Below are 26,991 nucleotides of genomic sequence, written 5' to 3'. Positions count from 1 at the left end.
CTCCGCCGCCGAGGTTGCCGGTTCCGGTCGAGTTTGCCCGGCGCACCAGGCAAAGTCGACCGGAACCGGCAAACACGCTCGGTCGACCGGCCAAGGTGCGACTGTCCAACCGGGAAACCCCCGCCCCGCGGCGCCGGGCGACGGCCGCGGCCAGGCACGGATGCGCCGGCCTTGTATCGTGAGGCCAGTGAAGTACTCCCTCGCCCTCGTGTTCGCCGCCCTCTTCTGGGCCGGCAATTACGTCGTCGGCGCCGTCGCCGTGCAGTCCATCTCGCCCCTCGACCTCAACTGGTGGCGCTGGACGCTCGCCTCCGTGCCGCTCCTCGTGCTCGCCCAGCTGATCGAGAAGCCCGACTGGCGGGCCGTGCTGCGGCACTGGCCGCGGCTGCTGCTGCTCGCGGCGCTCGGGCTCACCGGGTACACCCTCCTGCTCTACGGGGCGCTGCAGTTCACGACGCCGCAGTCGGCGTCGCTGGTCAACGCGGCCAACCCCGCGGTGATGGTCGTGCTCGCCGCCCTGCTGCTGCACGAGCGGATGGGCTGGCGCGGCATCCTCGGGCTGCTGGTCAGCCTGTTCGGGGTGCTGCTGGTGATCACCGACGGGGCGCTGGCATCCGTCCTGTCGCTGAGGTTCAACCTGGGCGACCTGCTCATGCTCGGCGCGATCGTGGTCTGGAGCCTGTACACGATCTTCGGCCGCGGCCTGAAGGTGCCGCCGATCACCGCGACGGCCGTTCAGGCCGGGATGGTGGCGGTGCTGATGGCGCCGGTAGCGGTGGCCGGCGGGGTGTCCTGGCCGGCCGAGGCGCCCATCGCCTGGGCGCTCGTGTACATCGTGGTCTTCCCGTCGATCGGCTCCTACCTGCTGTGGAACATCGGGGCGCACGGCATGCCGGCGGGCCGCGCCGGCCTCTACCTCAACCTGATCACCGTCTTCACCGTGGTCATCGCCGTCGCCCTGGGCGCGGTGCTCACCGTGCCCCAGCTGCTCGGCGGACTGATCGTCTTCGCGGGCGTCGCGCTGAGTTCGCTGCGCCCGGCCCGCACGGATGCGCCGGCGCCGCGGGATGCACCGATTGAGGTCTCCCCGCCCCTGCCTGGCGCGAAGAAACCCTAGCGAGCGCGCTCCACGTCTTCCCGGGAGTGAGCGGCGAGCAGCTGGCTTGCGCGCTGATGTGAGACCCCGAGAACCGTTCCAACGTCTGCCAGGGTTAGGCCCTGATGCCTCAGCGCTGCCGCGGCTGCGCGCAATTCCCTCGCCGCGTCCTGGCGCAGTCGCAATTCGTCACGCCGCAGGTCCGCTGCCCTTCGTCGATGAGCCTCAATTTCTAAAGGCAGAACATACTCGACTTCAAGATCGACGTTCGCCTCACCGGTCATGATTTCAACCAGGTCCCGAGCCATCGTGGGGATTTCAGATGCGTGTCTTGCTTGCGTGGCGCGAGAGATCTCGCGCACTTCGACATGCCAGAATCGCCCGACGGGTGAAGCCATGGCGTGATACGTGGTCACTTCCACCATCTCCTTCCACGCTTTGGTTCGCACTCCTTGAAAATGCTTTCAGCGGTTAGCTCGTTTATCTCGGTGTGGCGCGGTATGGGAATGATGAGTCCGTCCAGGCTGTACACCTCGTGATTGGCACCCTGTCTGGCGAGCGTCCAGCTCAGATCTGCATCCCTGGCTGCGGCAGCGATTGCCTTCAGCAATTCCCGCCGTTTCATAAACGGTACTCTAGGCCGGGCTTGCAGGGAGCGCAAGACCGATATTGCAAGAGCACGGACGCGTGGCCATTAGCGAATGACAGCCGGCTCCGAGCAAGGGCGCGTCGTTGCGGCCGGTGACGCTCGGGACAACCCCTAACCCACCCGCGTGAGCACCGTGAACGACATCGTCTTGTTCGACCCGTTGATGCAGGTCTGGTAGAGCAGGTCGTACCCCCGCGGGATGTTGCCGGTGCCCTGCGTGTTCGCGTTGAGCACCGCGGCGACCCCGCCCACCCGGTAGGTGCCGGACAGCACGCCCGACAGCGTGATCAGGCCCGAGCTCGGGAAGCGGGACCCGCCGCAGCCCCAGTGCTCGCCGATCACGCGCACGCCGTAGCGCCCGGTGAGGTCGACCGCGCCGTTGCAGGCATCGATCTGGGCCTGCCAGCCCGCCGTCCAGACGTACGTGGTGAACCGGGGCGTGCCGGCAGGCTGCCCCGCCACGGCCGGCGCCTGACCTGCCGAGAATCGGCTGGTGATCCCCTCGGCCCGGATGCCGTCCGCCAGCGTCGCGCGCGGCGCCGGGCCATCCACCTCGCCCAGGTATTGGGCTTCCGCCACCGCCACAGCCCCGGCCGTGACGTGGTTGGCCCCGAAGGCGACGTTGCCCGCCGCCAGGGCCAGCGGCACGGCGAGCATCGCAATGGCCGCGAGTGCGCGGCGGCGCACCGGGTGGCGGCCGGGCAGGCGAAGCGGGCGGGACGAAGTACTCATCAGCAGTCCCCTTTCGGGAAGGGACGCGTGGCGGGTGGTTCGATGCCGCTCAGTCAACTCCGCAACAGCAGAACATGACAAGTGCTCAGGTATAAGGAAGCGCTGCGCGCCTACCCCCCGTTATGGTCACACGGGCACGCCGCCGCCGTGCGGAAAACCCGCACAGGGGCCAGCACAACGGCTCGGCTACACAGCGGCCGGCTACACAGAGGTCAGCTACACCGAGGTCAGAGGCTCCCGAGCCACATCGTCACGGCCGGCATCGAGTCCTCGATCTTGAGCGTGACCACGCCGTAGCTCACCACCCAGAGCAGCACCATGACGCCGATCGGCAGCAGACCGCGGCCGACGCGCCGGCGCACGACGATCGAGCGGCCGAGCACGTACAGCTCCACCGACAGGAAGGACCAGGCCCAGTGGAACGGACGATCGATGCCGTCGAACCGCAGCCCCCGCCAGTCGACGTACGCGAAGATGAGCGAGGCGATCCGCGCGGCGAGGGCGAGGGCATACAGGAAGTAGAAGTCCGGGTTGAGAAGGGCCAGCCACGATGTGACCGAGAGGTCGACCATGGTGGACAACCCCGACGTGAATCCGATCAGGAACCCGGTCAGGTCGAACGCCACGAGCGCGAACAGGGAGAGAAGGGGAAGCCCCACGATCATCCAGATGGATGCGCTGTAGACGGGCATCGCGGACTCCCGCAGCGACACGCGGGCGGCCGGGTTGTTCGCCGCCGCGGGGTCGATCAGGTGTTCGGTCCACCTCGCGCCGTCCCACCAGCGCTGTCGGGGGGCCCCTGACGGGTCCGGGTACCAGCCTGCTTGCGTGGAGATGGTTCCTGCCGTGTCGGTCACGAGGGCTCCTTGATGTTCGGGTGCGGCCAGCATAGAGGGCCGGCGGCACCGCGCCTCAGCCCCCTATTGGGGGATATCGGCAGTCCCGATCAGCGGTTACCCGCGCAGGATGTCGCGCCCCGCGAGCCTCTGCACGTCGCGGGCCGACCAGCCCCGCGTCGCCGGCTCGTCGAAGAGCGCCGGGCAGGAGGCAGGATTCATAGAATGAGCTCGTGGATGTGTACACGTGGGTCAATCTCGGGCTCGTGCTGCTTTTCGTGCTGATCGGCGGGGTGTTCGCCGCCACGGAGATTGCGTTGGTGTCCCTGAGGGAGAGCCAGCTGCACGGGCTGCGGAAGCAAGGAAGTCGCGGGGCCAAGGTTGCCTCGCTCGCGCGTGACCCCAACCGGTTCCTCGCGGCGGTCCAAATCGGCGTTACGGTGGCCGGCTTCCTCTCCGCCGCCTATGGGGCGTCAACGCTGGCCCCGGATGTCGCCCCGCTGCTGAAAGCGCTCGGCCTGTCCGCGGGGGCGGCGGACGTGCTGGCCCTGATCGGCATGACGCTGCTGATCGCGTACCTGTCGCTCGTGCTCGGCGAACTCGTGCCCAAGCGGCTTGCGCTGCAGAGCGCGGCCGGTTTCTCGCTCGCGCTTGCCCCGCCGCTTCTGGTCTTCGCTGCACTGCTGCGACCGGTGATCTGGTTTCTTTCCGTGTCAACGAACGGCGTCGTGAGGATCTTCGGCGGAGACCCGCACGCCAGGAAGGAGGAAATGTCCGTCGAGGAGCTCCGAGATCTGCTCGGCGCCCACCCAGGGCTCGAAGTCGATGAACGAAAAATCCTCGGTGAAGTCCTCACGGCAGCGGATCGAACCGTCGGAGAAGTGATGCGCCATCGCGCGGATGTCGCCTTCCTGATCGGCACCCAGACGATCCCCGAGGCGATCGGCCAGGTACGGGCGATGCCGTACACGCGCTACCCGCTCATCGGCCAATCCGTTGACGACGTGATCGGTTTCGTGCACGTGCGCGATCTTCTCGACCCGGAGGGGAACCGCGGCGCGAGGACGGTCGCCGACCTCGCGCGGCCGATCGTGTTTCTTCCGGGCACGAACCGCATCCTGCCTGCCATGACCCAGCTGCGACGCGCCGGAATACACATGGCCGTCGTGATCGACGAATACGGGGGAACCGATGGCATCGTGACGCTCGAGGACCTCGTCGAAGAGCTCGTCGGCGAGATGCGGGATGAGCGTGACGCCCCCGAGGCGGCGGCCGTGCGCCGCTCCGACGAATCCGGTGCGGCGCTGATCGTGGATGGAAGCGTGAACATCGAGGACTTCGCGGAGCTCACCGGGATCGAACTCGAGGACGGCCCGTACGAGACTGCGGCCGGCTTCATCACGGCTCGCCTGGGCCGCCTGCCCGTCGTCGGCGACACGGTCACCGTCGGCGCGCGCCGGCTCAGGGTTGCCGCCATGGAGCGGCTCCGAATCACCACCATCGAGGTACTCGCTCCTTGAGGGGCGGGAGCCATTCAGGACCTGCAGGTCCCTGACCGGAAACCGGTCGCCTCGATGTTTATGACCTGTTCGGCTTTCAGGCCCCGGCCGAGGTGGTCGGTCAGGCCCAGCCGCGGGTGACGACGAGCTCGTGGATGGAGTTGGCGACGGTGGCCGCGTATCCGGCCACCTCGGGGCTGCCGGTCGTCCGGCCGGCCGCGTCGGCGAACGCTGCGGCCAGGTTCGACCGGATATAGGCGACCCGCTCGGCGGCCAGGTCGGCCGGGATACGGAGCCTGGTGGCCGCTTTGAGTAGCTCCGGCAGGCCGATGGCGTCAAGGGTGTACTCGTCGTCGAGCATCATCGCCGAGCGCAGCGGTTCCCGGGACGAGTACGTCGCGTGGGTGCCGACGTCGTAGAGCGGGGCGAGGGTGGCGCGTCGGCCGGAGAGGAGCATGGAGAAGTTCTTGGCGTGGGCGTCGGTGCAGGCGGCGGAGACGTTGAACACGAGGGCGTCGAAGAATCGGCGGCGGCTGTCGGCCGCGTCGCGGGGGTCGGCGAGGTTGTCGAACAGGGCCGCGACCTGGTTCACGCCGGGGCCGCCGTCCTGCTGGTATTTCCGGGCCGGGGCGACGGAGAGCGCCTGGCAGAGGTCCTCCTGGTGCAGCCGGGCCCACCGGCCCCTGAGCTTCCGCCGGTCGTAGCGGGTGGAGACAAACACCCGGTCGCCCCGGTCGGTGGTCATCAGCTCGTGCCTGGACACGGCCAGGCCGAGTATCTGGGCGGCGGCCATCGTTACATGCTCGTTCACGTCATGGTCGGTGTAGGGCGGGACGGCCGGTTTCAGGATGTGGGTGGTGGGGGTCGAGTCCCTCGGGGTGCCCCAGGTGCCGTCCTCGAACCGGAACAGGGCCACCTTGGGCTGGGCGCCGGGAAGGGACCAGTGCATTTCGGCGCGCTGCTGCCCCCAGGTGTCACGGTGCTCGATGAGGTCCGCGATGACCTCGCCCACCTCGGCGTCGGTCAGCGGGGTGACATCGCCCTGCCGGGTGGCGGCGTCGGGCGAGTCCTCCCCCGGCGGGAGCACCTGGACGGCGCCGGCGGCGTCCCGGCCCACATGGGCGAGGAGGCCGAAGGCGTTCCGGGCTGAGGTGTGGTGCTCGGCGGCGAGCTGGTCGAGCTTGGTGGGGCTGTCGGGGAGGAGGCCTTGGAGGAACGGCAGGACGACCCTGTTGGGGTGTTCCCGGCGGGTCAGCGGCATCGACAGGGACAGCGGGGTGGGACCGCGACGCTCGAGGCGGTAGGCGTCGTCGTACTGGAACGTGGTGTTGCCCTGGGCGCTCTGGTGCAGCGTCCCGGCGTGGGTGCCGTCGAGGTAGACGCTGAGCTCGCGTGCCATCAGCGGTCCAGGTCCCGGAACACGTCGTCGAGGGCGCTGTCGCTCTCGTCCTCCGGGGTGTCTGTAAGGTCGACGTGCAGGTGGAGGGTGTTCAGCACGGTGAAGACCCGGCCGAGGGACGAGCTGGGGTTGCCTGCCTCGAAGTCGAGCAGCCAGTCTCGGGTGACGCCGGCGGCGTCGGCCAGGGCCTGCTGGGTCATCCCGAGGGTTTCGCGTTTCTGGCGCGCTGCGGCGCCGAGGTCCCGGGCGGTGTACACGTCCATGCGGCTCCCTCCGATGTGGGCAACAACCCACATGACTCATTGTGGGTCATAGCCCACATCCCGTCAAGTGGGTTATAACCCACATTTTTGAATGTGGGGTATTTCCCACACAGTCGGTGCCACCCGGCGTCGGCGTCGCCGCGTCGCGACCGGCGTCCTGTTCCTCGAGGACATCATCGAGGAGCTCATCGGAGAGATCGAAGACGCCACCACCGTCTGACCTGCGCTGGGTGTCGCCTCATGCGTTGGTTGTGGACCAATGCGCGGGTAGTGCGCCGCTACGCGCGTGATGCGCCACCCGCGAAGCGGCGCGCCGCCCGCGCAACTCGAAATCTCCGGTGGCGCGGCCCCTGGCGGTCATATTCCGGCGCCAGATGAGGGCTAGCATCGCCGTGCCCCGCAGGACACGCGGCGATCTCCATGGGCGGGTCACCCGCAAACGGACAAGGAGCTAGCAATGAGCACCTCACAGAGTTCCGCTTCCGGGCGATCCAGCCTGGCTGGAGCCATGAGCGCCGCTTTCGGTCTCAGCGGGATTGCAGCGCTGGTGTGGTTGTGGGTGCTGACGGCGACGCCCCTCGACCCGGCGAACTGGGTACGAATCCTGGGGCTGGCCTTCCTCCCCGTCGGCGTCGTGGGCGCGGTCATCGCCGGGACAGCCGGCCTGCGCACTTCCGGCCGACGCTATGCGCTTGTCGGGCTCAGTGCGGCCGCCGTGACGGTGATCGGGTTTGTTCTCCTGATCACCATGTACGGCTAGCGGCTCCCCGGCCAGAGCGGCTCCGTCGCCGCATCCTCCACCGCACGCATCACGCGCAGGATGTTGCGCCCCGCGAGCTTCTGCAGGTCGCCGGCCGACCAGCCCCGGGTCGCCAGCTCGTCGAACAGCGCCGGGTAGGTGCTCACGTCTTCCAGGCCCTGCGGCTGCACCGGCGTGCCGTCATAGTCGCCGCCGATGCCGATGTGGTCGACCCCGGCCACTGCGCGGGCGTGCTCGACGTGGTCGGCCACGTCGGCCAGAGTGGCGTCCGGCCGAGCAGACACGAACCCCGGCACGAACGTGACCTGCAGCACGCCGCCGTTGTCGGCGAGCTTCTCCAGCACGCGGTCCGTCACGTTCCGCGGGTGATCGGTCACCGCCCGTGCCGAGGAGTGCGAGAAGATCACCGGGGCCGTCGTCGCCGCCAGCACGTCGAGCTGGGTGGATTCCGCCGTGTGCGAGAGGTCCACGATCATCCCGATCCGGTTCATCTCCGCCACGATCGCCCGGCCAGTGTCGTTCAGCCCGGTCGTCTGCCGCAGGCCGGTCGCCGAGGCCGCCCAGGCGGTGTCGTCGTTGTGGGTGAGGGTCATGTAGCGCACGCCCAGACGGGCGAACATCCGCAGCGCCCCGAGGGATTCGGCGATCGAGTGCCCGCCCTCGATGCCCATCAGCGAGGCGATCCGCCCCGACGCCCAGACCCGCTCCAGCTCGTACGCCGTGGCAGCGAAGCCGAAGACCTGCGGATACGCGGTGACGAGCCGGTAGACCGCGTCCACCTGCTCGAGGGTCGCGACGACCGCCGCCTGCTCGGGCAGATCCGACGGCACCCACACCGACCAGAACTGCGCGCCCACGTTGCCCTGCCGCAGCCGCGGGATATCCGTCTGCAACTCCGCCCGCACGGCGTCGAGGCCCGCCACCGAGTACCCGGCACTCACGCGCAGCGCGTCCGGCAGGTCATTGTGCCCGTCAATCAGGGGGACGCCGGCCAGTAACTCGTTCATCCGATCGCGCATCACCCAATTCTCCTGCACGGGGCTGCCGCTCGGGACGAACCGGGCACTCTCTAGTCCGCGGAGAAGAAGACCGCCCACACCGCAAGCGCGAACGCCGCGTAGACGGCGAAGATGGCGATGGGCCACGCGCACACGCCAGCCCTCAATCCATCAAGGAAATCCGCCGATTGGATAGGGTGAATTTCCGAGGGGGAACCATGCCGAACGCTTCCACTGCCGCATCGAAGGCGCCTCTGCGGCGCGCCCTCATTGGCGAGCTCGACAGCGTCGAGCAGTCGCACGCGTATGCCGGCGTGGGTGTGGCCGCTCAAACGATCGCCGAGGCCCGTATCCTCGGGATGATTCGCACCGGCGTGCTCCTGTCGGAAAACGTGCTCATCACCGACTCCATGCTCCTCGACGGCGTCTTCTTCCTCTCGGTCGGCCCGACGGAACTCGCGGCGCGGCTCGGGCGCACCGGCCTCCCCCTGCCCCTGATCCTCTCGACTCTCAGCGGATCCCTGCGAGCGGCGCTCGAGGCAAAGGAAGCCGACCCGACATTCACCTGGCAGCTGCGTAAGCACGGCTTCCTCGGCGGGGGCGACGGTGCTTGGCCGCCGCCGCGCGTCCGGGCGGCCTGGGACGCATGGATCGACGCCTCGGAGCGAGGTCTCCTCCCCCTGGATACCGATCACGTGCAGGGTCCGTTCGATCCCGCGATCAGGCGCGCCCTCCTCACCGGCGTCGACCGCCCGGCGAACCTCTCGGAGCCGGCGGCCGGCCTGTTGGCGGTCGGGACGACCCTGACCAGGCGCAGCACTTTCACAACCACCCACGACGCGGCCGTGCAACTCTCACCCCAGGTGACCGACTTCGATGCCGTGCACACCTGGTGGAATGACGCCTACCTCGACGCGCTCGCGCAGGTCACCAACGCGGACTGGATCCGGTTCAAGCCGCGCGCGACAGCAGATCCGCTCGACAAAGGGCGCGGCGACGCGTCCCGGCGCAGGTTCCATTTCTCCGGATCGGTCATCGACACCATGACGGCCGCCCCGCCCACCGTGTTCGCGAGCCTGCACTATGCCGTGAGCCCGCAGCGGGCCCGGCTGGCCAAGAGCCCCAGCCAATCGGCGGTCAACGGGATCGGGTATGCGGTGCGCCAGCACCTCGCGATCCCATCGCGACGCGAAGTGGTCACCAGCAGCGCCATCCGGTTCCTGCTTGCGGCAATCGCTCTCACTGTGGGGCTCCCTTTCGTTCCGGAGCGCTGGGACTGGATTGAGACCGCGTGGATCCTCGCGCTGGTCGCCCTCGCGTCGATGCCCTGGGGAACCCTGCTGACGATCTGGCAGACATCACGGCTCAGCCTGCGTGGCGTAATCTCCGTGAGCGCAGGCCGGCGATGAGCGAGCCCGAAACCGTCTACCTGTGGGAGGACTCCCCCCGACTCGAACTCACCCGGCAGCAGGTCACCCTGCCGTCGGGCCTCACTTTCACCTCGCACACACTGATCGCCCAGAACGGCAGGCCCGGTGTCGTGGTGATCGCCGGAGATGCCGAGCGCATTCTCCTGGTGCGCCAGTTCCGCCCCGGGCCGGGCGCGGAGCTTCTTGAGCTGCCCCGCGGGTTCGGCGAGAACGACCCGAGCGCGTTCGACTCGGCCGAGGCAGCCCAATGCGCCGATGCCGAGCGAGAGCTACTCGAGGAGACCGGGTACCGGGCAAGCGATTCCCGGGTGCTCGGCGGCTACGTCACCGACAGCGCCCTGCTGCCCGGCCGTGTCGCCGTCGTTACAGCGACAGTCGACCCCGCCCAGCACCCGGCCGCCCTCGACGGCGAGGTCAACGCCGTCGTCTGGGTGCAACGTACCGCCCTGAAACCGATGACGCGTCGCGGCGAGTTCTCGGATGCGCACACCCTCGCGGCGCTCGCGCTCCTCTTCGCTGACGAGTGACGCGCCGCCGGTCAGGAGCCGGATACCGCCAGCATCAGGGCCGGCATCGCCTCCTCGAACTTGACCCCGAGCACGACGATTTCCAGCACGATCAGCGCAGCCAGGGCGCCGATCGGCCACAGCCCGCGGCCGGCCTGCCGGTTCACCACAACCGAACGTCCGATCACATAGACCACCACTGAGAGGATGGCCCACGCCCAGCGGAATCGGCGCTCGAACGCGTCGGCGAGCAGTCTCCGCCAGTCGAGGAACGCGAAGATCACCGAGGCGACGTAGATGGCGAAGCCGAGGCCCTGCAGGAACACGTAGTCCAGGTTGACGACGGCCAGGCCTGACGTGGCGCCGATCAGGTACTCCGTCATGTCGAACGAGGCAACCGCGAACAGCGAGAGCAGGGGCAGCCCGATGATCATCCAGATCGAGGCGCTGTAGACGGGCGTGGCCGGCCCGACGACCGGCCTATGCACGGCCCCGTACTTCTCCAGCGCGGGGTCGTGCAGGTGTTCGGTCCACTTGGCCCCGTCCCACCACTGCTGCCGGAGCGCTCCGGAGGGGTCGGCGTACCAGCCGCCCGGTCTCCTGGCCCCTACGGCCTACCCGACGCGGCTCAGCACGGGCTCATCCGACACAGGGCCCCGGACTGGCGGTGACGCCGGCCCGTTCTCGGACTCGGGCTCGGGCTGCCTCTTGTTGATGAAGTAGAAGACCGCCCAAACGGCCAGGGCGAAAGCCGCGTAGCCAGCGAAGATGGCGATCCACAGCATCAGGGGTTCCGGCACCGTCTCCCATGATTTCGGCATGGGCACCAGCACGAAGGAGTACACGGCAAGCCCAGCCGCGTAGACGAGCGCCCGCACCCAGCGCTTCCAGGCCCAGAGGGATGCCCCGCTCAGGAACGCGAGCGGCAGCAGGGCGATCGGCACGGTCGAGATGGCCTCCACGACGAGCACGCTCGCGAGCTCTCCGAGCGCGAGCCGAGCGTCGTAGAGGGCGCCGGAGATCGGCAAGATGAACGCGTCAGGGATCCCGCTGAGGCCGAAGGCCGATTTCAGCGTGGACCCGACTAATGCGCTGTAGCCGACCCACGCTCCGAGACCAATGACGATCAGGTAGGCGGCGCCGACCGTTGTGACCGCCGCGCTGCGCGCTTTGGACAGGCGGCTGCCGAAGTCGATCGCCAGCACCGTACCGAAGATCAGCGCCGGCTCGACGTGGAGGAATTTCGCAAACAGCACGGTCACGAGAATGAGGACAAGGAACAGCGGCCGCGCTGTCAACCGAGGGCGTTCCGCGCCGGTTCGCCGTCGCGTCACCAGCCAGGCAAAGAATGTGCCGCCCAAGTTGACGATGAGGAACGCGACGAACAAGGTAAGGATCAGCCTGAGCGACATCCAGTTCACCCCGAAATCAGGCTCGGCGAAGCTGGCGATGACTGCGCCCGCGACCAGCACGGGGACCGACCACCAGCCGGACACCCCGCCGAAGATTCGCTGCACCACGAGCGGCCTCTTGCGATCGGCCACGATGTCATCGACGGGCCGTGCCCCGCTCCGCTTGGCGCGACGCCCAGCGGGAAGCAGCCAGCGGAAGAAGCCGGCGATCCTCGAGTGGTTGTCCGAGACAACCGAGTTGAGCATCTCCGTAGGCAGGGCGATCAGGATGGCCAGCACGAGCGCCAGCGCGACTGTGAGGCCGACGTGGAGCGCCAAGGCTTCCGCATCCTCCGTCTGATCCAGTGGTTTGAGTGTGCTGAAGACTGAAGGGTCGAACGCGGACCCCTTCTCGACGTCCCGACTCTGCAACAACATTTCGCTGGCTGGAGGGGAAGGAACCGTCACTGTGAAGTAGACGGGGGCGGAGGCATCGTACGGGCAGCCGCCACCGGCCCATTTGCCGCCCTCCCAAACCTTCAGAGCGCATCCGGGATTGCGCACGGTGGGGTTTCCGCTCGCGGGAGTGGACAGTCCAATCACAAAAAGTTCGTGCGTGCCTGGTCCGACCACGTCCAGAGGAATGTCGATGACGCGGTAGCCCGCATTGTCGATCGAAGCACGCTCCACTTTCCATTCCGATGCGTCGCGGCAGGCGCGCACTTCGTCGTCGATCGTCGACGTCGACCACGAGTCCTGGTCGAGGGATTCGTTCGCAAGTTCGAACTCGGCATGAGTGGCGAATTGGTCCAGGAATCCCTTCATCGCCCCTTGCACGCATTCCCTGGACTGCCCGGCCGCAGCTTGGGCTTCTTCCGGGGACCCCCACACCCCGAGATCGCGTTCCCAGCTGCCGATATACGCTTCGGGCACATCCAGCGTTACCTGCCAGAACCAAGAACCGTCGATCGCCTGATCCAGCTCGACACCGCTCGCCGCTGGCGACACGACTACCGGCTCTTCCGCGCTTTGGGCGAAGGCCGGAGCGGCCGAGGCGATCGCACCGAGCACGAGGCTGGCTGCCACCGCCGATCGCACGGCAAAATGACGTCGACGAGACATGTACGAGTACCCCCATGAGCTTCAGCTCTTTTGTGCTGCCTCCCAGAGGCTAGTGAGAGCGTGAGACCTCACAGCGCCAGCGGCTGGCCCCAGTCAGGGGTGCACTTGTCGCTATGACGGGCCGGTGACCGGCTCGTGCCTACTGCTCCAGATCCTCGGAGAGCTGCTGCAGCTGCAGCGCGAGTACGCGGGCACGCTGGGCCAGTTCCGCGCGGTCGGAGACCTCAGCCTCCGGAGCCGCGCCAACGCCCGCCCCAGCGCCACCGGCACCAAACCCACCGGGCTCCACCGGGCGCTGCGCCGGGACGGGGCCCTCGTTCAGCACATCGATGTCGAAGACGACCCGATCGGCCCGGTGCCAGGTCGAAAAGACCTCGATCGGCAGCCCGTTCTCGTCGAGGCTGGTTCCCTCGAGCAGCAGCACCGGCGCCCCGACGGTCACGCCCAGGGCCTGCGCGAGCGCCGCCGAGGCGGGCACGGCGCGCACCTGGCGGCGGCCGGACACGATCGACGCGCCCAGCTTGTCCCGCATCACCGCGTGCAGGGATGCGTTCGTCAGATCTTCGGCGCTGAGCCGCCCGCCGAGCGACACCGGAAGCCAGGTGTGGATGAGCGCAATCGGCTCGTTCCCCACCGAACGCAGGCGCCGGATTCCGAGCACCGCTGAGGTCGCGAGCGCCGCTTCCGCATGGGCGTTCCGCTCCGGGGCGAGGTGCAGCACCTCCGTGGTCACCTGGGCGCCCTCCGCCGCGATCTGGGTGGAGAGGCCCGACATCCGCTGCACCAGGCGGTGATGCTCACCGCGGGGGGCGACGACGCTCCCCCGCCCGCGACCGCGCTTGATCAGCCCCTCGGCCGTCAGCGCGGCGAGCGCCTGCCGCACGACCGACCGGGAGATCCCGAACCGGTCCTGCAACTCGGCCTCGGTCGGTAGGCTCGACCCGGGCGGGAGCTCACCGTCGGCGATGCGGGAACGGATGATCGCGCTCACCTGGCTGTGCATCGGCGTGCGGCTGGTCGAGTCGACCGCCCCGGGCGATACCTCGTTTAGCCACATGGTGCCATCGTATATTCCAGCCGCGGCGGCCCCGGACGCCCCCGCGCTACGCGGCCTGGGCTGCTTGCCAGACATGATCCCAGCCCGGGGCCAGCTCGGCTGCTCGCTCGAGATCTCGAGCTGCGCGGGCCCAACGCCGCTGCGCGGGTGGCGCATCGCCGGCGAAGCGGCGTAGTACCCGCGCATCGACCCGACACGAACGAATGGGGAGACCCGCGCTACGCGGCCTGGGCTGCTTGCCAGACATGGTCCCAGCCCGGGGCGAGCTCGGCCGCGCGCTCGAGCGACAGCACCAGGCTCGCCTCCCGGGCGATGCCCTTGCCCGCGATGTCGAAGGCCGTGCCGTGGTCGACGGATACCCGCACGACCGGCAGGCCGACCGTGATGTTCACGCCGTCATCGCCGTAGACCGCCTTGAAGGGCGCGTGACCCTGGTCGTGGTAGCAGACCACGGCCAGGTTGTACTTGCCCCGCACGGCCGCCGGGATGAGGGCGTCGCCGGGCAGCGGGCCGACGACATTGAGCCCCCGGGCCCTGGCCGCCGCGACGGCGGGAGCCAGGATGTCGGCGTCCTCGTCGCCGAAGAGGCGGTTCTCCCCGGCGTGGGGGTTGAGCCCGGCCAGTCCGATCAGCTCGTTGGGCTTGCCCATGGACCGGGCGAAGGCGCCGGCGAGTTCGAGCACGTTGAGGGTGCGGTCGAAGGTGATGCCCTCGATGGCCTGGCGCATCGAAACGTGCGTGGTCAGGTGGAAGAAGTAGAGGTCCCCCGCGGAGAGCACGAGCGAGAAGTTCTTCACCCCGAACTCGTGCGCCAGAAGCTCGGTGTGGCCGGGCCAGTTGTGGCCACCCGCGTGCATGGCCGCCTTGTTCAGCGGAGCGGTGACGATGCCGTCCACTTCTCCCTCGCGGGCGAGGCGGCAGGCCTCCACCACGAAGCGGTAGGCGCCGTCCCCGGCGGCCGCGCTGAGCAAGCCGAGCGGAACGTCCGCCAGCGACGGGCCGGTCTGCAGCAGCTCGATCGTGCCGGGCAGGTTCTTCGCCTCGGAGACGCTGGTGATCACGCGGATGGCGCTCGGGTCGCCGCCCACGTTGAGAACGCCGCGGCGCATGGCGGCTTCGTCGCCCACGACAACGGGAATGCACCTGGTGCGCAGGTCGTCGTGGTTGAGCAGAGCCTTGGCCGTGATTTCGGGGCCGATGCCGGCCACGTCGCCAATGGTGACGGCGAGTCTGGGAAGCGTCATGGGGTTTCTCCTAGGTTGAGCAGTTGGCCGCGCACGCGGGCGGCCGAGGAATCGGGGTGCACGAGTTCGGGCAGGATGTCAGCGACCGAGCGCACGTCGCCGAACCCACCGGCCTTGGTGACAACGGTGAGCCCGTGCGCCCGCCCACCCTCGACCACGCCAATGGGGATGCCTTCGCGGATGGCGTCGGTCACGAGCACGGAATCGGCGCCCAGTCGGTCGAGCACGGCTCGAGCGCCCTCCCCGCCCATGAGCACGAGGGCTCCGACGCTGCCGTGGTCGAAGACGGCCGCGGTGATCGTGGCTAGACCGGCGGCAATCGCCATCGAGGGAGTGCCCCCGGCGGAGAGGCCGGCTTCCGTGCCGGGCCGCTCGCTCGGCGCGGTGATCGTGATGACACGGGGCAGGCCGGGGGCGGAGGCCAGCTCCCGGCCGATCCAGTCGTCGACGCAATCCGGGCTGAGGAACTCGGCCAGTGTCGGCGCGAACGCGCGATGCTGGTCGGCCGGCAGCGACTCGACCATGGTCGAATGCTGGGCGCGGGAAACCTCGTGCAGCGAGCTGACCACTACGACCACCCGGTCGACGCCCGGCGGGCGATCGACCGGGGACGCGTCATTCGTCGCTCCCGCCCAGACCTCGGCCATGGCCACGGCCAGACCGGCCGAGCCGACCGGAACGGCCCGCGGGCCGAGCTCGGCGACCGCGGCGGCGATCTCGGCGAGTTCGGTGTCGGTACTCGCATCCAGGGTCACGACCCGGGCACCCGAGGCCACGACCGCTGTGATGCGGGCGACGCAGGCGACCGCCCCCTGCCCGGGAGCCACCGCGGTGCTCCCCGGCAGAAGATCGCTCAGGGCGCTCGTTGTGACCGGCGTCACCGGGTCCAGGCCGATCGCGGTGGCCTCCACGCCGTCGCCGTTGACCAGCACTCGGCCGTGCGCCACGGTGCGGCCCATGGCCGGGTAGGCCGGGCACACGACGGCGAAGGCGCCCGGGTGGTGAGCCTCCCAGGCCTCCAGGGCGCCGAGCACCTGGTGGGCGACCGATCCCCGCATGGTGGAGTCGATCTTGAGGAACAGGCGCGTGGCGCCGGCCCGGCCGAGGGCGGTCACCGCGGCTGCGGTGCCTTCCCGGGCGGCCTGGTCCGGCTGGGCGCGGGAGTCCGTGACGACGGCCAGAACCGAGCCGGGCAGCAGGGCATCCAGGCTCGGCGTGCCCAGGGTGAGCCGGGCGCGCCAGCCTCGACGGGCGAACTGCACGGCCGAATCGCCCGCGCCGGTCAGGTCATCGGCGGCTATGCCGATGGCCACCGCTGCCTGGCGGCGCGCCTCGCTCATCGAGCGTCGGTCCGGCCGCCCTGAGCGATCGGCTCGCCGGCTGTCGGCTCCGGCTGGGGCTCGGCGATTGCGGCGGCATCCACGAGCCCGCCTTCGCGCTTGAGCACCCAGGCCGCGAGCAGCGGGGCGAGCACGGCGCTCACGAGCACGGCGGATGCGACCTGTGCGGTGGCAATCTCGACGAACGGCGCGAAGCTGGGGTCGGCGGCCGCGATTATGGCGGGGGTCGCGATGGCGTTGCCGGCGGTCGTGCCCACGGCGATTCCGATACCCGACTTGTTGCCGCGGCGCAGCACGAAGCGGTAGCCGATGTAGGCGAGCCCTCCGGTGACCAGCGTGGCGATTGCGCCGACCACGAGGCCGGACAGGCCGCCGTTGAGCACGTTGCCCAGGTTGATGCCGGTGCCGAGGGCGAACGCGAAGAAGGGGATGACCATGTTCGGGATCGGGCGCATGATCTCGGTCCAGCGCTGGTCGAGGTTGCCGACGATGATGCCGAGCACGAGGGGGATGACGGCGGCGAGCAGCAGCTGGAACGGGATGTCGGCGAGGCCGGCGACGCCGAGGAAGAGCATGGAGAAGAACGGGCCGTCGTTGATGGCGGAGGCCATGTACGCGCCGCGGTCGCGGGCGTCGCCGTAGCGGCCGGTGAACGCGAGCCAGAGGCCGCCGTTGCTGTTGTCGACGATCACGAGCAGGGCGAGGATCGAGACGCCGAGGATTCCGTTGATGCCCACCAGCTGGGCGATGAGCACGACGATGGTGGCCGGGATGATCGACTTGAAGAGCAGGATGACGCCGGTCGTGGCGAGAACCGGCCCGGAGGTCTTCAGCGTGATCTGCATGCCCGTTGCGAAGATCAGCAGGCCGATCAGGGGCAGCGCGCTGCCCTGGAAGAGTGCGGTGGTGAAGTTGCCCATGGCCAGGAAGCCGGGAGCGAAGGTTCCGACAACGGATCCCAGGATGAGCGGAATGAGCATCAACCCGCCGGGGATCCTGTTCATGCCGTCGAACAGGGGAACTCGGCTCTTGATTCTGGATTCGGCTTCCATGGCGAATCTCCTTAACTGAAGGGGCGTCGATGCCCGCGAGGTGTGTACGTACATAGTGTACCTACACTCAAGCGAATATCGCCACTTCAATTCTGCGTCATGGCTTACGTAGCGGACTTCGGGCGGAGCGCAGCCCGAAGGCCTAACCGATCGTCTGCACCTTCGGCTCATAGGTGTCGAGGGTGTCGGTCTGGAACCCTTTCTGCACAGCCTTGAGCTCTTCCCAGTCGATGTTCACGATCGACTGCCCGTCGGGTGAAGTGCCGGTGCCGAGCGTCGGCATGGTGAAGAACGTGACGTTTCCCACCCGCACGTCGCGCATCTCCACTCCCAGGCTGGCGACGTAGCCGGAGGTGAGGCCCTGATCGACCGCGAGGAACGGGGCGACCGCGCCGACAAGGCCGCTGATCTTGCCCGGGTTGGTCAGGGTTTCCGCGCTCAGCGTTTTCGTCAGGACCGCCTTGATGAAGGCCTGCTGGTTGCGCGCGCGCTGAAAGTCGCCGTCATTGAACGATTTACGCTCCCGCACGAATGAGAGGGCCTGCTCACCATCGACGTGCTGAACGCCCTGGGAGAACTGGTGGCCGCCCGCCTTGAAGGGGACCTGGCTGTCGATGTCCACGCCGCCGAGCGCGTCGGTGATGCCTTTGAAGCCGGTGAAGTCGACGATGGCCACGTGATCGATCCGCGCGCCCAGCACACCTTCGATGGTCTCCACCGCCAGTGGCACTCCCCCGTAAGCCAGGGCCGCGTTGATCTTCGCCTGGCCGCGCCCGGGGATGTCGAGCCAGCTGTCGCGCAGGATCGACATGACGTAGATGTTCTTCCGGTCGGCCGGGATGTGCGCGATCATGATCGTGTCGGAGCGCTGCCCCTTCATGTCCGCGAGTGAACCGTTGTTCGAACCGTGCGTGTCGGAGCCGAGCAGCAGGATGTTTTGCGCCTCGCCCGCGTCGCCCGTGAGCGCCAGCGGCCGCCTGCTGTCGTCCGTGGGGAAGGCGCCGGCGATCTTCTCCGTGCCGTCGAAAGTACTGCTGAGCGTCCACGCGTAGACGCCGACGATGCCGCCGACCAGCAGCAGGACCGCGCCGATGGCGATCAGTGCGATTCGCCCTCGCTTGCGCTTGGAGGCTCGCGTGCGCGCAGGCTTTGGCTTGAGGCCCGGGCCTGAAAAGATGTCAGTCACTAAGGTCGTCCCAATCCAAGGTAGGTCCACCCGGCGGCACGCCAAGCGGCCGCGTCGAGCGTATTGCGTCCATCCACAATTGTGGGGGTGCGCACGAGGGTCGCCGCCCACACCGGGTCAAGCTCCCGAAACTCGGGCCACTCGGTGACCAGGACTACGGCGTCCGCGTCACGCAGGGTCTCTTCGAGGTCGGTCGAGTAGGTGAGTTGCGGATGCCGCGCCCGCGAATTGTCGATGGCCTGCGGATCGGTGGCGACCACGTCGGCGCCGAGGCCGCGCAGCTGCACCGCCACGTCCAGCGCCGGGGAATCGCGCACGTCGTCGGAGTCGGGTTTGAAGCTGAGCCCAAGCACCGCGACCTTCGAGTGGTAGACGGGACCGGCCAGCGCCGAGACCGCGAGCTCGACGACCCGCTGGCGGCGGCGCAGGTTGATCGCGTCGACCTCCTTGAGGAAGGCCACCGACTCGCCCCGGCCGAGTTCCTCGGCGCGGGCGGTGAAGGCGCGGATGTCCTTGGGAAGACAACCGCCGCCGAAGCCGACGCCGGCGTTGAGGAACCGGCGCCCAATGCGGTCGTCGAAGCCGATCGCGTCCGCGAGCTGGGTGACGTCGGCGCCCGAGACCTCGGCAATCTCCGCCATCGCGTTGATGAAGCTGATCTTCGTGGCGAGGAACGCGTTCGCTGCGGCCTTCACGAGCTCGGATGTCGCGTAGTCGGTGACCACAGTCGGGGTGCCGGCGGCGATCGCCGCCGCGTAGACCTCGTTCAGAAGGCCCGTCGCGTGCTCGCCGGCCTCGCCCGCCGGCACGCCGTAGACCAGGCGGTCGGGGCTGACCGTGTCCTGCACGGCGAATCCTTCGCGCAGGAACTCGGGGTTCCAGGCGAGAGTGGCGCCGCTGCCGGATGCCGTGATCAGGTCGGCGAGACGCGCCGCCGTGCCCACGGGAACCGTGCTCTTGCCGACAACGAGGTCGCCCACGGCGAGGTGCGGCAGCAGCGACTGCACCGCGGCGTCGACGTAACGGAGGTCGGCGGCATGGCTTCCCTGCTTCTGCGGGGTGCCGACCGCGATGAAGTGCACCTGCGCGCCCGCGGCGTCCGCGATGTCGGTGCTGAAGCGCAGTCGGCCAGAGCCGATGGCCGAGGTGAGTACTTCGGCCAGACCCGGCTCGAAGAAGACCGGCCGGCCCTGGGACAGCCTGGTGATCTTGTCGGTGTCGACGTCGATCCCGACGACGTCGTGGCCGAGTTCGGCCATGGCCGACGCGTGCACAGCGCCCAGGTAGCCACAGCCGATAACGGAAATTCTCATGCGCTTCTCCACATATCCCCCGAGCCTACCGGTGCATCCCTGAGCGATTCCCCGCATGAATCCTGCGCCCAAAAGCCCCCGTTCTGGGGATAGTACGACCGGTCTAGCAGGGCTTTGCGCCGATAGGATGCAGTAATGACGAAAATCCGGCCGGAACAGATGGGCCATAAGGCCATACTTCGGCGGGGACGCAGCCACAAATGGCTGCAGTACACGCTGCTGACGCTGTGCGCGGCCGCCGCGGGTTTCGGCGGTTACGCCGCCTTCACGATGTAGCTGGCGAATGACCTCTATCCCGGCGCTACGGCGCCTCGCACACAACGTACGGGCCCGCAGCTAGCAGTAGAGACCCGCAGGGCAAGCCCGCGTGGTGCCGGATTCTCGGCAGGTCGGCGACATCCGGCGCGTCAACGAGCGCGGCATGGGCGCCCGACATCACCGTCACGCTGACGGTGCCGCCCCAGACACCCGCCAACCAGTCCACGCGAAGTGCCGCGATCTCGGCCGCCACCCGGCGCTGATCGGTGAGCGTCTCGCCTGTGTGACTGCGCACCTCACCCACATGCCCGGCCATTTGCACGGCCAGGACCGCCGTGAGCGCCGCGGCCCCGGCGATCGCCACCGCGCGCACCCGGAATTGGCGTTCGCGGGCCACGACCCGCAACGCCAGCACGACGAACGCGGCCAGCACAGGCACGAAGGCGAACAGCCCGGGCGAGGGGTGCCGAATCCACACGGGCGTGTGCGCGGAGGCGAGCCACCAGCCGAGCCAGGTGAGCAGCCCGAGGGCTGAGGCGGCCAGGAGCACGACGAGGTCACGCCGCGGCGTGCGGGCGACGACGTCGGCGGGCAGCTCGCCACCGCGACGGAGCACCATCACCGCGGCGAGTCCGTGCGCGAGTGCGCCGAGCGCGACCAGTGCGGTGACCGCGAGGGGAAGGCGCCAGTCCGACTGCAGCGCGGTGAGTTTCTCGAACGGCGACCACGTTCCGGTCTGGCCGCCGGAGAGAAGGAATCCGACGAAGTGGCGTGTGGTCACCGCGAAGCCCGCCGGTCCGAGCTCGATCAGCTGCCACAGGGCGAACAGCGCCGTCGGGACCGCAGCCATGCCGACGAAGGGAAGGAGCCGGCGCAGCCGCTGCCGCACAGTCTGCCCCGGCTCGCTGAGGAACACCGCGAGCACGAGGGCCGGCGCGGCCAGGAGCGCAATGGTCTTGGACTGAACGGCCAGGCCGAGGAAGAGCCCGGCGAGCCACGGCCGAGAGCGGAGGACGGCGAGGGCGAACACCAGGAGCGCGGCCGCGGGGATCTCACCGAGGATGTCGGCGGGGCCCTGCAACGGCGACGGCGACGCGTTCGCGTCCAGTCCGAGCGGCACGGCCACGGCCGCCAGGCCGGCCCATTTGCCGCCGATGCGGCTCCCCACAAGCCAGAGCCCCACTAGCAGGGCCGCAAAGAAAAGAAGTATGACGCTGCGCCCCGCCAGCACCATGTCGGCGCCCGTGGCGAGCGCCGCGGCGACCGGCAGAAGCACGACCGGGCCGGTGGAGATCCTCGGGTCGAACGGCGTGAGTTGGCTTCCGGACAAGGTGCCGTCGCTCGTGTAACCCAGGCCGCGGAGCAGATTGAGCGGCACGGTCAGGTTGAACGCCTCGTCTTCCCAGAGGCGCAGTTCGACCAGGCTGGGAACGGCGACGAGCAGGTGCGCGAGCACGACCGCCGCCAGGGCCAGCGGGAACACCGCCCGGCGCAAGAGCGTCACGGCCGGGGCGCACCCGACGCGGCCGCCGCCTCCACCCGGTGGTCGAGCTTGTCGAGACCCGGCCGCAGCGAGTACTGCCACACCTCCAGCGCGGCCCGGCGACTGAAATCGCGCAGCCGGGGCGGCGGAAGCATCGGCTGCTTCGCCTGCTCCCCCCACATGCTGCCGGTCGCCACGCTCCCGCGGCGCGGGATACTGCGCACGGGCACATGGCGCACGCGCAAGCCGAGCCGGCGCTCGGCGACCGAGAAGTGCACGTGCGGCACGAGGGCGGCCTCGGGAACCAGGTCAACGAGACGTGCCAGCACGTCGGGCCGGTAGGCGCGCAGTGGCGTGTTGACGTCGGGGATACGAGCCCCCGTCGCCAGCGCAACCACGAGGCCGACCGATCCCGTCAACACCCGCCGATACCAGGGTTCGGTGCGCTGCTCGCGCACCCCGTGCACGACGTCGGCGCCGTCGAGGGCATGCACGAGCGCGGGAAAGTCCTTCCCCTCGAACTGGCCGTCGCCGTCGACGTGCACGATCGCATCCGGCTCGAGCGCGAGCCCGGCACGGTAGGCGGCGAGGGCCGTGGGGCCGTGCCCCCGGTTGATCGCGGCGGTGATCACGGTGAGGCCAGGTGAGGTCTCCAGGAGGGCCGCCAGCACCTTTGCCGTCGAATCAGTCGACACGTCGTTGACCACGACGATGCTCACCAGGTCGGCGAGCGGGGCGACATGCTCGGCGATTTCGGCGAGGAAGCCGGGGAGCCCTTCGGCCTCGTTGTGGGCCGGCATGACCACGGCAAGATGGTGCAACTGCACGCGGACTCCTAGAGCTGGCCGCCCAAAACGTGATTCCCGGGCTCTCGTAGTAGCGTAGTGCAGCCATGATGAGTCGATCCCGAGTGAAAGGCCTGGCCGGACTGGGCGCCCGGTTCCTCCTGGTCGGCGGGATCAGCACGCTTATCGAAATCGGCGTCTTCAACGTGATCTACCTCATGTTGGGCTGGGACGTCTTGGCGGCGAAGGTGGTCGCGTCACTCGTGGCCCTGGTCAACGCCTACTTCGGCAACCGCGAGTGGACCTTCCGCGACCGGGGCCGGCACCACCGCACTCTGGAGACGGCGCTGTTCATCGTCGTCAACGCAGCCTGCACCGGCCTCGGCGCCGCACTCGTCATCGCCGGGGTCTGGCTGGCCGAGCGGCTGCTGCACACCGCGCCCGGCCCGCTACTGGTTAACATCGTCAACCTGGGCAGCATCGTGCTGGTCGTGCTGGTGCGCTTCCTGCTCTACCACTTCGTGGTTTTCCGCGGCGTGCGCGCGGCGCCGGCGGCCGCTCCGAGCCCGGCCGCTCTCCGCTGAGGCGTGCCTACTGCATGCATCCCGGCGTGGACAGCGTGACCGGCGTCGGGCGCACCATGGGGGTGCCGTGCACCTCGAGCGGGCCGTACTTGCCCGGGGCGCCGGTCATCGTGTAACTGATCTTCCGCACGGCACCAGGGACATTGAAGACCCTGACCTTGACCGCAGGTCGGCCCAAGTGCTGGCCACTGTATGACGGCTTGACCTTGTGCCCGTTCACTTGAACGGAGTCAATGGTCGCCCCAACCGGCCCGTAGAGCACGACGTCGGTGCTGATGTCTCCCGGCCGGAAGTTCACTCCGGCAATGTACGCGGGTAAGTGTCGCGCGTCGGCAGCGTTGATGGTCGAGGTGAGGGTGACGCTTCCGGTCAGGACGGGTTTCCTGGCCTGGCACTGCGTAGACGTCACGTCGTTGGTCACGTCAAGGTAGTAGTCCATCTTGGAGCCGGTGTTGTCGTTGATGTACGCGCCAACGACAGTGGCGTTCGCGTTATCCGTGGGGAGAGTGCCTGTGAGTCGTGTGCCGGCGAGGATCTTGCTCTGGGACTTGTCGTCCGTCCAGTACATGAGCCGGCCTTCATCCGTCGCCCTCGTCAGCTGCTGGACGAGCGCTCCGGTGTCTCCGACGCCGGAGGTGATGGCATCGAAAACCGACGCGGCGGCGGCGGCGAAGAAGACATCCTGGACCTTCGGATCCTCATAGCGGAAGTAGACCTCGTTGAGGAGCAATGGCACAGCATTTTCCGCGGTCAGTGTGTCTCCCGTTGCGAGCGTGACCGGGCCGGTGGCACCCAACAGGTAGCTGAGCGCGACTGGGTCGAAGGAGATGACGCCGTCAACCCTGGTGCCGAATGATTCCGCCCAGTAGGCCTTCGCGAGTTTGACGGTAAACGGGAAGTCGGGGGTGAGGGTCATGTCAGGAATCCAGCGCCCGATCTTGTCGCCGTAGAGCGCCTCCGTCTCACGGTCCAGCGGAATGATCGGTTTGGGCCGCGCATTGACGAAGTCGGTACTGGATGCTTGCTGGGAGATTGAGATCTTCCCGTCCTCGGCAGTGAGAAGCACCATGGCGGCCGGGTTTCCTCCGGTGCCGCGTGATTCCGCATTGCTCTGGAACAACATGAGGTAGTTGCGCGGCCCCTCCGCGCCCAACGCACCGGGGAGAACCTTAACGGTTTTCTCAAGGCCATCGAGCAGCCCCCCGACCTGGCCCAGCCCGCTGTCAAGGCGGGCAATGCCCGCCTCGACTGGGCCGAAGAGCCCCGCCCGATCCACTCGGGCCAACTGCGCGCTCGCTCGATTGGCTGACGCGTTCGCCGCCTGAACGGTTCCTTCCATGGCTGCGAGAGCCTCAAGGTTGATCCGACCATGAACAGGCTTGAGCTGGTCGATACTGAGTCCCGTGGCGGGAACGACCGCATTGACCGCAAGGTCGTTGACCGCAACGGCTGCCACCCGCACTGCGGCCAGGTTGGGGCCCGCGACCGGAACCCATTCGAGCGCACGCCACAGACGACCGCCCGTTGCGCCAGCCGCCTTTTTCGTGTGAGATTCGAGCTTTCGGGCGCTGAGGGCGGCTGCTTCGTTGTCACCGGCAACCAATTGCTTCTGTACGGCCGCTGCCATCGGAATCGCCGCTTCAAGTTCGCCTTTGGCTTGCACCATGTGGGTCGTCATCACGAGCGCCACTCCGCCGAAAACCAGCAGCGCCGCTCCAAAACTGCCCAAAACCCAAGCCTTCGCGCGTTTGTTCAGTGGCTCTCTGGACAAAGCACGTTTTCCCATATTTGGTAAACACTAGCCCGGGACCGCGACCTGTTGCCGCGGCCGGGCGGATTACCCTCCGGTCCCACCGCTCCCCGGCCAACTTCTCCCTAATGACAGTCTCGTGTTGCTAGCGGGCCCCGACGTGCGGGATCTGCGTCACCTAGCGCATGGCCCGGGCGCAGAACAAATGACGCCGACCGATCTGGCTGGTCAATAGAACCGGCGGAACACAATCGCGTTCAACGAAGTGGACAATGCGATTGGCGCAGACGTCAAGTTAGCGAAGATGACTGTGACCGTGTCCCTGACCGACACGTACGCGTGTGAGAGAACTAGTCCCGGGACATGGGACAGCATGGTGACGAGGACGTGGTCAAGAACGGATGCACCGACAAGGGCGAACGTCATTGTTTTCGTAGTTCGCGCCGGGCAGGAGAGAGCACTAACGACGATCAGGCGGGGCGACCTTCGAACCGATGCGATCTCATAGCTCGCCGGGTCATCGGGTCGCTTGTAGGTCAGTATCCCTAGGGTGTTGCCGATCGTCCCGGTCTCTTCCTCGTTGGCCGCGAAAAGGAGTCCCCGGTCGGACAATGCGGCCGTCCACCCTCTTGGGTTTTCGACAGGATTCTGTGCCGCAGGGTAGGCGGCGAAAAGCGGACGGACGGCCGGCGCATAGGCACTGTTTCGCGCGCGGATTGGGGGCAAGTCGTCCGCGGCGTAGACATCGGCAGTCGTGCTTCCGCCCATCTGGACGGAGTTGTCCGTCGCCCCCGCAACGAATATCTGTTCAAGCACGCTAAACGCTGTTTGCGGGTGCTGTATGACGTTTCGTGAGCAGTTGCCCCCCGTCCCGTCGTATCGAATCGTGGGCGGGCGAAAATACGCAAGCGAAGTTCCAGACGAGCCGAACGCGATCGCGGCGCCTCCCCGCTTGCGCGAGACCGAGAATTTGTCCTGGCTATGCACAGTGACCACGTAGTACGGACTTAGCTGGTACATCTTTGTGGGCGCCACGGCTGCGGTGAACGTGACGACATTACCGACCTTGAGGCCATGTGCCACCGACGTGACCGTCGAGCCAGAAACTGAGGCCGCACGGCCGCGAGTGCCCTGCTCGAAGCGGCAGCCGAGCCACAGGTTCTGCAGCGCGTTATGTAACGAAATTGTGTACTCGGAAACGTCCCCCTCGAACGATGTCCCAACGAAGGTATTCCCATTCACCGAGTTGATGGTAAGGCCGTCCATGACCAGGTGCCGCCACTCGCTTCGGCGCGTACCTCCACCGCCGAAACCTGACGACTGCTGGATGCCGCCACCAACAAACGTATTCTGATTGACCCACCCGCCAAGGTCCGGGACCAGTCTCACTGCAACCTTGGCGTAAGACACCCAGCCAATAAAGATTCGGTTATAGACAGTGCCGTTCCCGAGCCCGGTGAAGTGGATGCCCGTCTCGAAGTAGGCAGTGCGCCCAAAATTCAGGTTGCTGTTGTAGAGGTTCTGCACGCGAATGCCGACGCTTCCCGGCGTCAAAGATGTAGACCCCACTTTGACGACGTCCGGCAAAACAATGTCGGCGTTCTGCAGAATGCTCCCGAATGCGGGATGCCCGACAAGGAGGACCGTGCCTCCGTATGCCCGGGGTGCGATCAGAACGGCAGCCGAGCCGCGCACATTGCAGGTAACATCAATCGCCCCAGTCAGGGTCGCTAAGTTATACTCCCCTTCGAGCACGACGACTGCGCCCGGGTGAAATATTGTAGAAACGACGCCAACTCGCGCTGAGGCCGCTGCGGCCGTGAATGCAGCGACCACTGCCGCGGTGTCATCGGCCAGGCCATCTCCCACAGCGCCATGCGCCTCCGGCTTGAACACGCGCTCAAAGGCAGTCGATAGAGAAACCTCAGTCCGAGCGGCGCGGCTGTCGAGCAGCGCCGCGAAGGCCTCGTCCGAGGGAGTGACCAACGGCGCTGCGGCGCCTCCTGCGATGCCCGCGGCTGCGATGCCAGTGACCCTCAGGAACGACCGCCGCGACGCGACCGGCACGTCAGCGTGACCGGGAGAAACCCCGCTCACGTCCACTGACTGGTTGCCCGGATCACATTCAAGTGCCCGCGCTTGAGCCAGCTCAACACCGGAGGCGCTGGCAGTGACGTCCGGAAGATATTCTGTCGGTGCGGACCCAATCGGCCGACCCAAACGTGTTCTCATGTTTCTCCCAAATATGAGGATCACTC

General features: G+C 67.9%; 27 protein-coding genes and 1 pseudogene. 8 read left to right on the top strand and 20 right to left on the bottom strand.

Going from position 1 to position 26,991, the window contains the following annotated elements:
• Window positions 1-187 precede the first annotated feature (187 nt).
• Window positions 188-1,117: a DMT family transporter gene (locus BLQ39_RS07180; RefSeq protein ID WP_092322872.1), complete on the top strand. Its 930-nt coding sequence runs from the start codon at window positions 188-190 to the stop codon at window positions 1,115-1,117.
• On the opposite strand, the gene BLQ39_RS07175 is transcribed toward BLQ39_RS07180, so the two are convergent.
• The 4 genes from BLQ39_RS07175 to BLQ39_RS07160 form a co-directional block, all read right to left on the bottom strand.
• Complete coding sequence (locus tag BLQ39_RS07175) at window positions 1,114-1,512, bottom strand: hypothetical protein (RefSeq protein ID WP_134575323.1); 399 nt, start codon at window positions 1,510-1,512, stop codon at window positions 1,114-1,116. The genes BLQ39_RS07180 and BLQ39_RS07175 overlap by 4 nt on opposite strands.
• On the bottom strand, window positions 1,509-1,721 hold the full coding sequence (locus BLQ39_RS07170; protein WP_198417103.1) for a hypothetical protein: 213 nt from the start codon (window positions 1,719-1,721) through the stop codon (window positions 1,509-1,511). The genes BLQ39_RS07175 and BLQ39_RS07170 overlap by 4 nt, the downstream gene beginning before the upstream one ends.
• A gap of 135 nt (window positions 1,722-1,856) precedes the next feature.
• Complete coding sequence (locus tag BLQ39_RS07165; RefSeq protein ID WP_092322869.1) at window positions 1,857-2,477, bottom strand: hypothetical protein; 621 nt, start codon at window positions 2,475-2,477, stop codon at window positions 1,857-1,859.
• A 227-nt stretch (window positions 2,478-2,704) separates the two neighbouring features.
• Complete coding sequence (locus BLQ39_RS07160) at window positions 2,705-3,334, bottom strand: DUF2510 domain-containing protein (protein ID WP_166784474.1); 630 nt, start codon at window positions 3,332-3,334, stop codon at window positions 2,705-2,707.
• Window positions 3,335-3,546: 212 nt separating this feature from the next.
• On the opposite strand from BLQ39_RS07160, the gene BLQ39_RS07155 reads away from it, so the two are divergent.
• The gene (locus BLQ39_RS07155; RefSeq protein WP_092322866.1) at window positions 3,547-4,833 is read left to right on the top strand and encodes a hemolysin family protein; all 1,287 of its coding nucleotides are present in this window, start codon (window positions 3,547-3,549) and stop codon (window positions 4,831-4,833) included.
• 100 nt (window positions 4,834-4,933) lie between these two features.
• On the opposite strand, the gene BLQ39_RS07150 is transcribed toward BLQ39_RS07155, so the two are convergent.
• Together BLQ39_RS07150 and BLQ39_RS07145 are read right to left on the bottom strand one after the other, a co-directional pair.
• Window positions 4,934-6,211, bottom strand: coding sequence for a HipA domain-containing protein (locus tag BLQ39_RS07150; RefSeq protein ID WP_092322864.1), 1,278 nt, complete (start codon window positions 6,209-6,211; stop codon window positions 4,934-4,936).
• Window positions 6,211-6,474 carry a helix-turn-helix domain-containing protein gene (locus BLQ39_RS07145; RefSeq protein ID WP_166784475.1) on the bottom strand — a complete coding sequence of 88 codons (264 nt, stop codon included), beginning with the start codon at window positions 6,472-6,474 and terminating at the stop codon, window positions 6,211-6,213. The genes BLQ39_RS07150 and BLQ39_RS07145 overlap by 1 nt, the downstream gene beginning before the upstream one ends.
• A 91-nt stretch (window positions 6,475-6,565) precedes the next feature.
• Here BLQ39_RS07145 and BLQ39_RS16110 point away from each other — a divergent pair, with 91 nt between their 5' ends.
• Both BLQ39_RS16110 and BLQ39_RS07140 read left to right on the top strand, forming a co-directional pair.
• Complete coding sequence (locus BLQ39_RS16110; protein WP_255452816.1) at window positions 6,566-6,694, top strand: hypothetical protein; 129 nt, start codon at window positions 6,566-6,568, stop codon at window positions 6,692-6,694.
• Window positions 6,695-6,931: 237 nt separating this feature from the next.
• Window positions 6,932-7,234 (top strand): hypothetical protein, encoded by a 303-nt coding sequence (locus tag BLQ39_RS07140; RefSeq protein ID WP_134575327.1) that lies wholly within the window; start codon window positions 6,932-6,934, stop codon window positions 7,232-7,234.
• Here the strand turns inward: BLQ39_RS07140 and BLQ39_RS07135 are convergent.
• A complete protein-coding gene (locus BLQ39_RS07135; protein ID WP_241982920.1) occupies window positions 7,231-8,241 on the bottom strand; it encodes a dipeptidase in 1,011 nt (336 codons plus the stop codon). The two genes, BLQ39_RS07140 and BLQ39_RS07135, sit on opposite strands and share 4 nt — an antisense overlap.
• Before the next feature lie 209 nt (window positions 8,242-8,450).
• On the opposite strand from BLQ39_RS07135, the gene BLQ39_RS07130 reads away from it, so the two are divergent.
• Both BLQ39_RS07130 and BLQ39_RS07125 read left to right on the top strand, forming a co-directional pair.
• Complete coding sequence (locus BLQ39_RS07130) at window positions 8,451-9,641, top strand: hypothetical protein (protein ID WP_092322858.1); 1,191 nt, start codon at window positions 8,451-8,453, stop codon at window positions 9,639-9,641.
• The gene (locus tag BLQ39_RS07125; RefSeq protein WP_092322857.1) at window positions 9,638-10,189 is read left to right on the top strand and encodes an NUDIX hydrolase; all 552 of its coding nucleotides are present in this window, start codon (window positions 9,638-9,640) and stop codon (window positions 10,187-10,189) included. The genes BLQ39_RS07130 and BLQ39_RS07125 overlap by 4 nt, the downstream gene beginning before the upstream one ends.
• 11 nt (window positions 10,190-10,200) lie before the next feature.
• Here the strand turns inward: BLQ39_RS07125 and BLQ39_RS07120 are convergent, their stop codons facing one another.
• The 9 genes and pseudogenes from BLQ39_RS07120 to BLQ39_RS07085 form a co-directional block, all read right to left on the bottom strand.
• Window positions 10,201-10,656 carry a hypothetical protein gene (locus tag BLQ39_RS07120; RefSeq protein ID WP_241982921.1) on the bottom strand — a complete coding sequence of 152 codons (456 nt, stop codon included), beginning with the start codon at window positions 10,654-10,656 and terminating at the stop codon, window positions 10,201-10,203.
• 33 nt (window positions 10,657-10,689) lie between these two features.
• Window positions 10,690-10,746 (bottom strand): annotated as a pseudogene (locus BLQ39_RS16265) (DUF2510 domain-containing protein); the annotation flags it as partial.
• A gap of 36 nt (window positions 10,747-10,782) precedes the next feature.
• On the bottom strand, window positions 10,783-12,645 hold the full coding sequence (locus tag BLQ39_RS07115; protein ID WP_135109383.1) for a hypothetical protein: 1,863 nt from the start codon (window positions 12,643-12,645) through the stop codon (window positions 10,783-10,785).
• 175 nt (window positions 12,646-12,820) lie between these two features.
• Complete coding sequence (locus tag BLQ39_RS07110) at window positions 12,821-13,738, bottom strand: GntR family transcriptional regulator (protein WP_166784476.1); 918 nt, start codon at window positions 13,736-13,738, stop codon at window positions 12,821-12,823.
• A gap of 218 nt (window positions 13,739-13,956) precedes the next feature.
• Window positions 13,957-14,982, bottom strand: a complete 1,026-nt coding sequence (gene pdxA, locus BLQ39_RS07105) for a 4-hydroxythreonine-4-phosphate dehydrogenase PdxA (RefSeq protein WP_092322852.1) — start codon at window positions 14,980-14,982, stop codon at window positions 13,957-13,959.
• Entirely contained in the window at window positions 14,979-16,322 is a 1,344-nt protein-coding gene (locus BLQ39_RS07100; RefSeq protein WP_092322850.1) for a four-carbon acid sugar kinase family protein, read from the bottom strand. The genes pdxA and BLQ39_RS07100 overlap by 4 nt, the downstream gene beginning before the upstream one ends.
• Complete coding sequence (locus tag BLQ39_RS07095) at window positions 16,319-17,374, bottom strand: 2-keto-3-deoxygluconate permease (protein ID WP_092322849.1); 1,056 nt, start codon at window positions 17,372-17,374, stop codon at window positions 16,319-16,321. Before BLQ39_RS07095 ends, BLQ39_RS07100 begins: the two co-directional genes overlap by 4 nt.
• Window positions 17,375-17,516: 142 nt before the next feature.
• Entirely contained in the window at window positions 17,517-18,560 is a 1,044-nt protein-coding gene (locus BLQ39_RS07090) for an LCP family protein (protein ID WP_092322847.1), read from the bottom strand.
• Window positions 18,560-19,873 carry a UDP-glucose dehydrogenase family protein gene (locus BLQ39_RS07085; RefSeq protein ID WP_092322846.1) on the bottom strand — a complete coding sequence of 438 codons (1,314 nt, stop codon included), beginning with the start codon at window positions 19,871-19,873 and terminating at the stop codon, window positions 18,560-18,562. The genes BLQ39_RS07090 and BLQ39_RS07085 overlap by 1 nt, the downstream gene beginning before the upstream one ends.
• Window positions 19,874-20,008: 135 nt before the next feature.
• Here BLQ39_RS07085 and BLQ39_RS15820 point away from each other — a divergent pair, with 135 nt between their 5' ends.
• Window positions 20,009-20,149 (top strand): hypothetical protein, encoded by a 141-nt coding sequence (locus tag BLQ39_RS15820; protein WP_166784477.1) that lies wholly within the window; start codon window positions 20,009-20,011, stop codon window positions 20,147-20,149.
• Window positions 20,150-20,174: 25 nt separating this feature from the next.
• Here BLQ39_RS15820 and BLQ39_RS07080 read toward each other — a convergent pair whose 3' ends face one another.
• Window positions 20,175-21,635 (bottom strand): hypothetical protein, encoded by a 1,461-nt coding sequence (locus BLQ39_RS07080; protein ID WP_092322844.1) that lies wholly within the window; start codon window positions 21,633-21,635, stop codon window positions 20,175-20,177.
• Window positions 21,632-22,441, bottom strand: a complete 810-nt coding sequence (locus BLQ39_RS07075; protein WP_134575331.1) for a glycosyltransferase family 2 protein — start codon at window positions 22,439-22,441, stop codon at window positions 21,632-21,634. The genes BLQ39_RS07080 and BLQ39_RS07075 overlap by 4 nt, the downstream gene beginning before the upstream one ends.
• 65 nt (window positions 22,442-22,506) lie before the next feature.
• Between BLQ39_RS07075 and BLQ39_RS07070 the strand changes: the two genes are divergently transcribed.
• Complete coding sequence (locus BLQ39_RS07070; protein ID WP_092322841.1) at window positions 22,507-22,983, top strand: GtrA family protein; 477 nt, start codon at window positions 22,507-22,509, stop codon at window positions 22,981-22,983.
• A 7-nt stretch (window positions 22,984-22,990) separates the two neighbouring features.
• Here the strand turns inward: BLQ39_RS07070 and BLQ39_RS07065 are convergent, their stop codons facing one another.
• Window positions 22,991-24,712, bottom strand: coding sequence for a DUF4012 domain-containing protein (locus BLQ39_RS07065; RefSeq protein WP_166784478.1), 1,722 nt, complete (start codon window positions 24,710-24,712; stop codon window positions 22,991-22,993).
• 249 nt (window positions 24,713-24,961) lie between these two features.
• Entirely contained in the window at window positions 24,962-26,830 is a 1,869-nt protein-coding gene (locus BLQ39_RS07060; RefSeq protein ID WP_134575332.1) for a hypothetical protein, read from the bottom strand.
• Window positions 26,831-26,991: the final 161 nt, after the last annotated feature.

Origin of the sequence: Cryobacterium psychrotolerans, assembly GCF_900101115.1 — a bacterium.
Lineage (GTDB): Bacteria > Actinomycetota > Actinomycetes > Actinomycetales > Microbacteriaceae > Cryobacterium > Cryobacterium psychrotolerans.
Note: the sequence above shows the minus strand (reverse complement) of the source record. Positions and strands in the feature narration are given on the sequence as shown.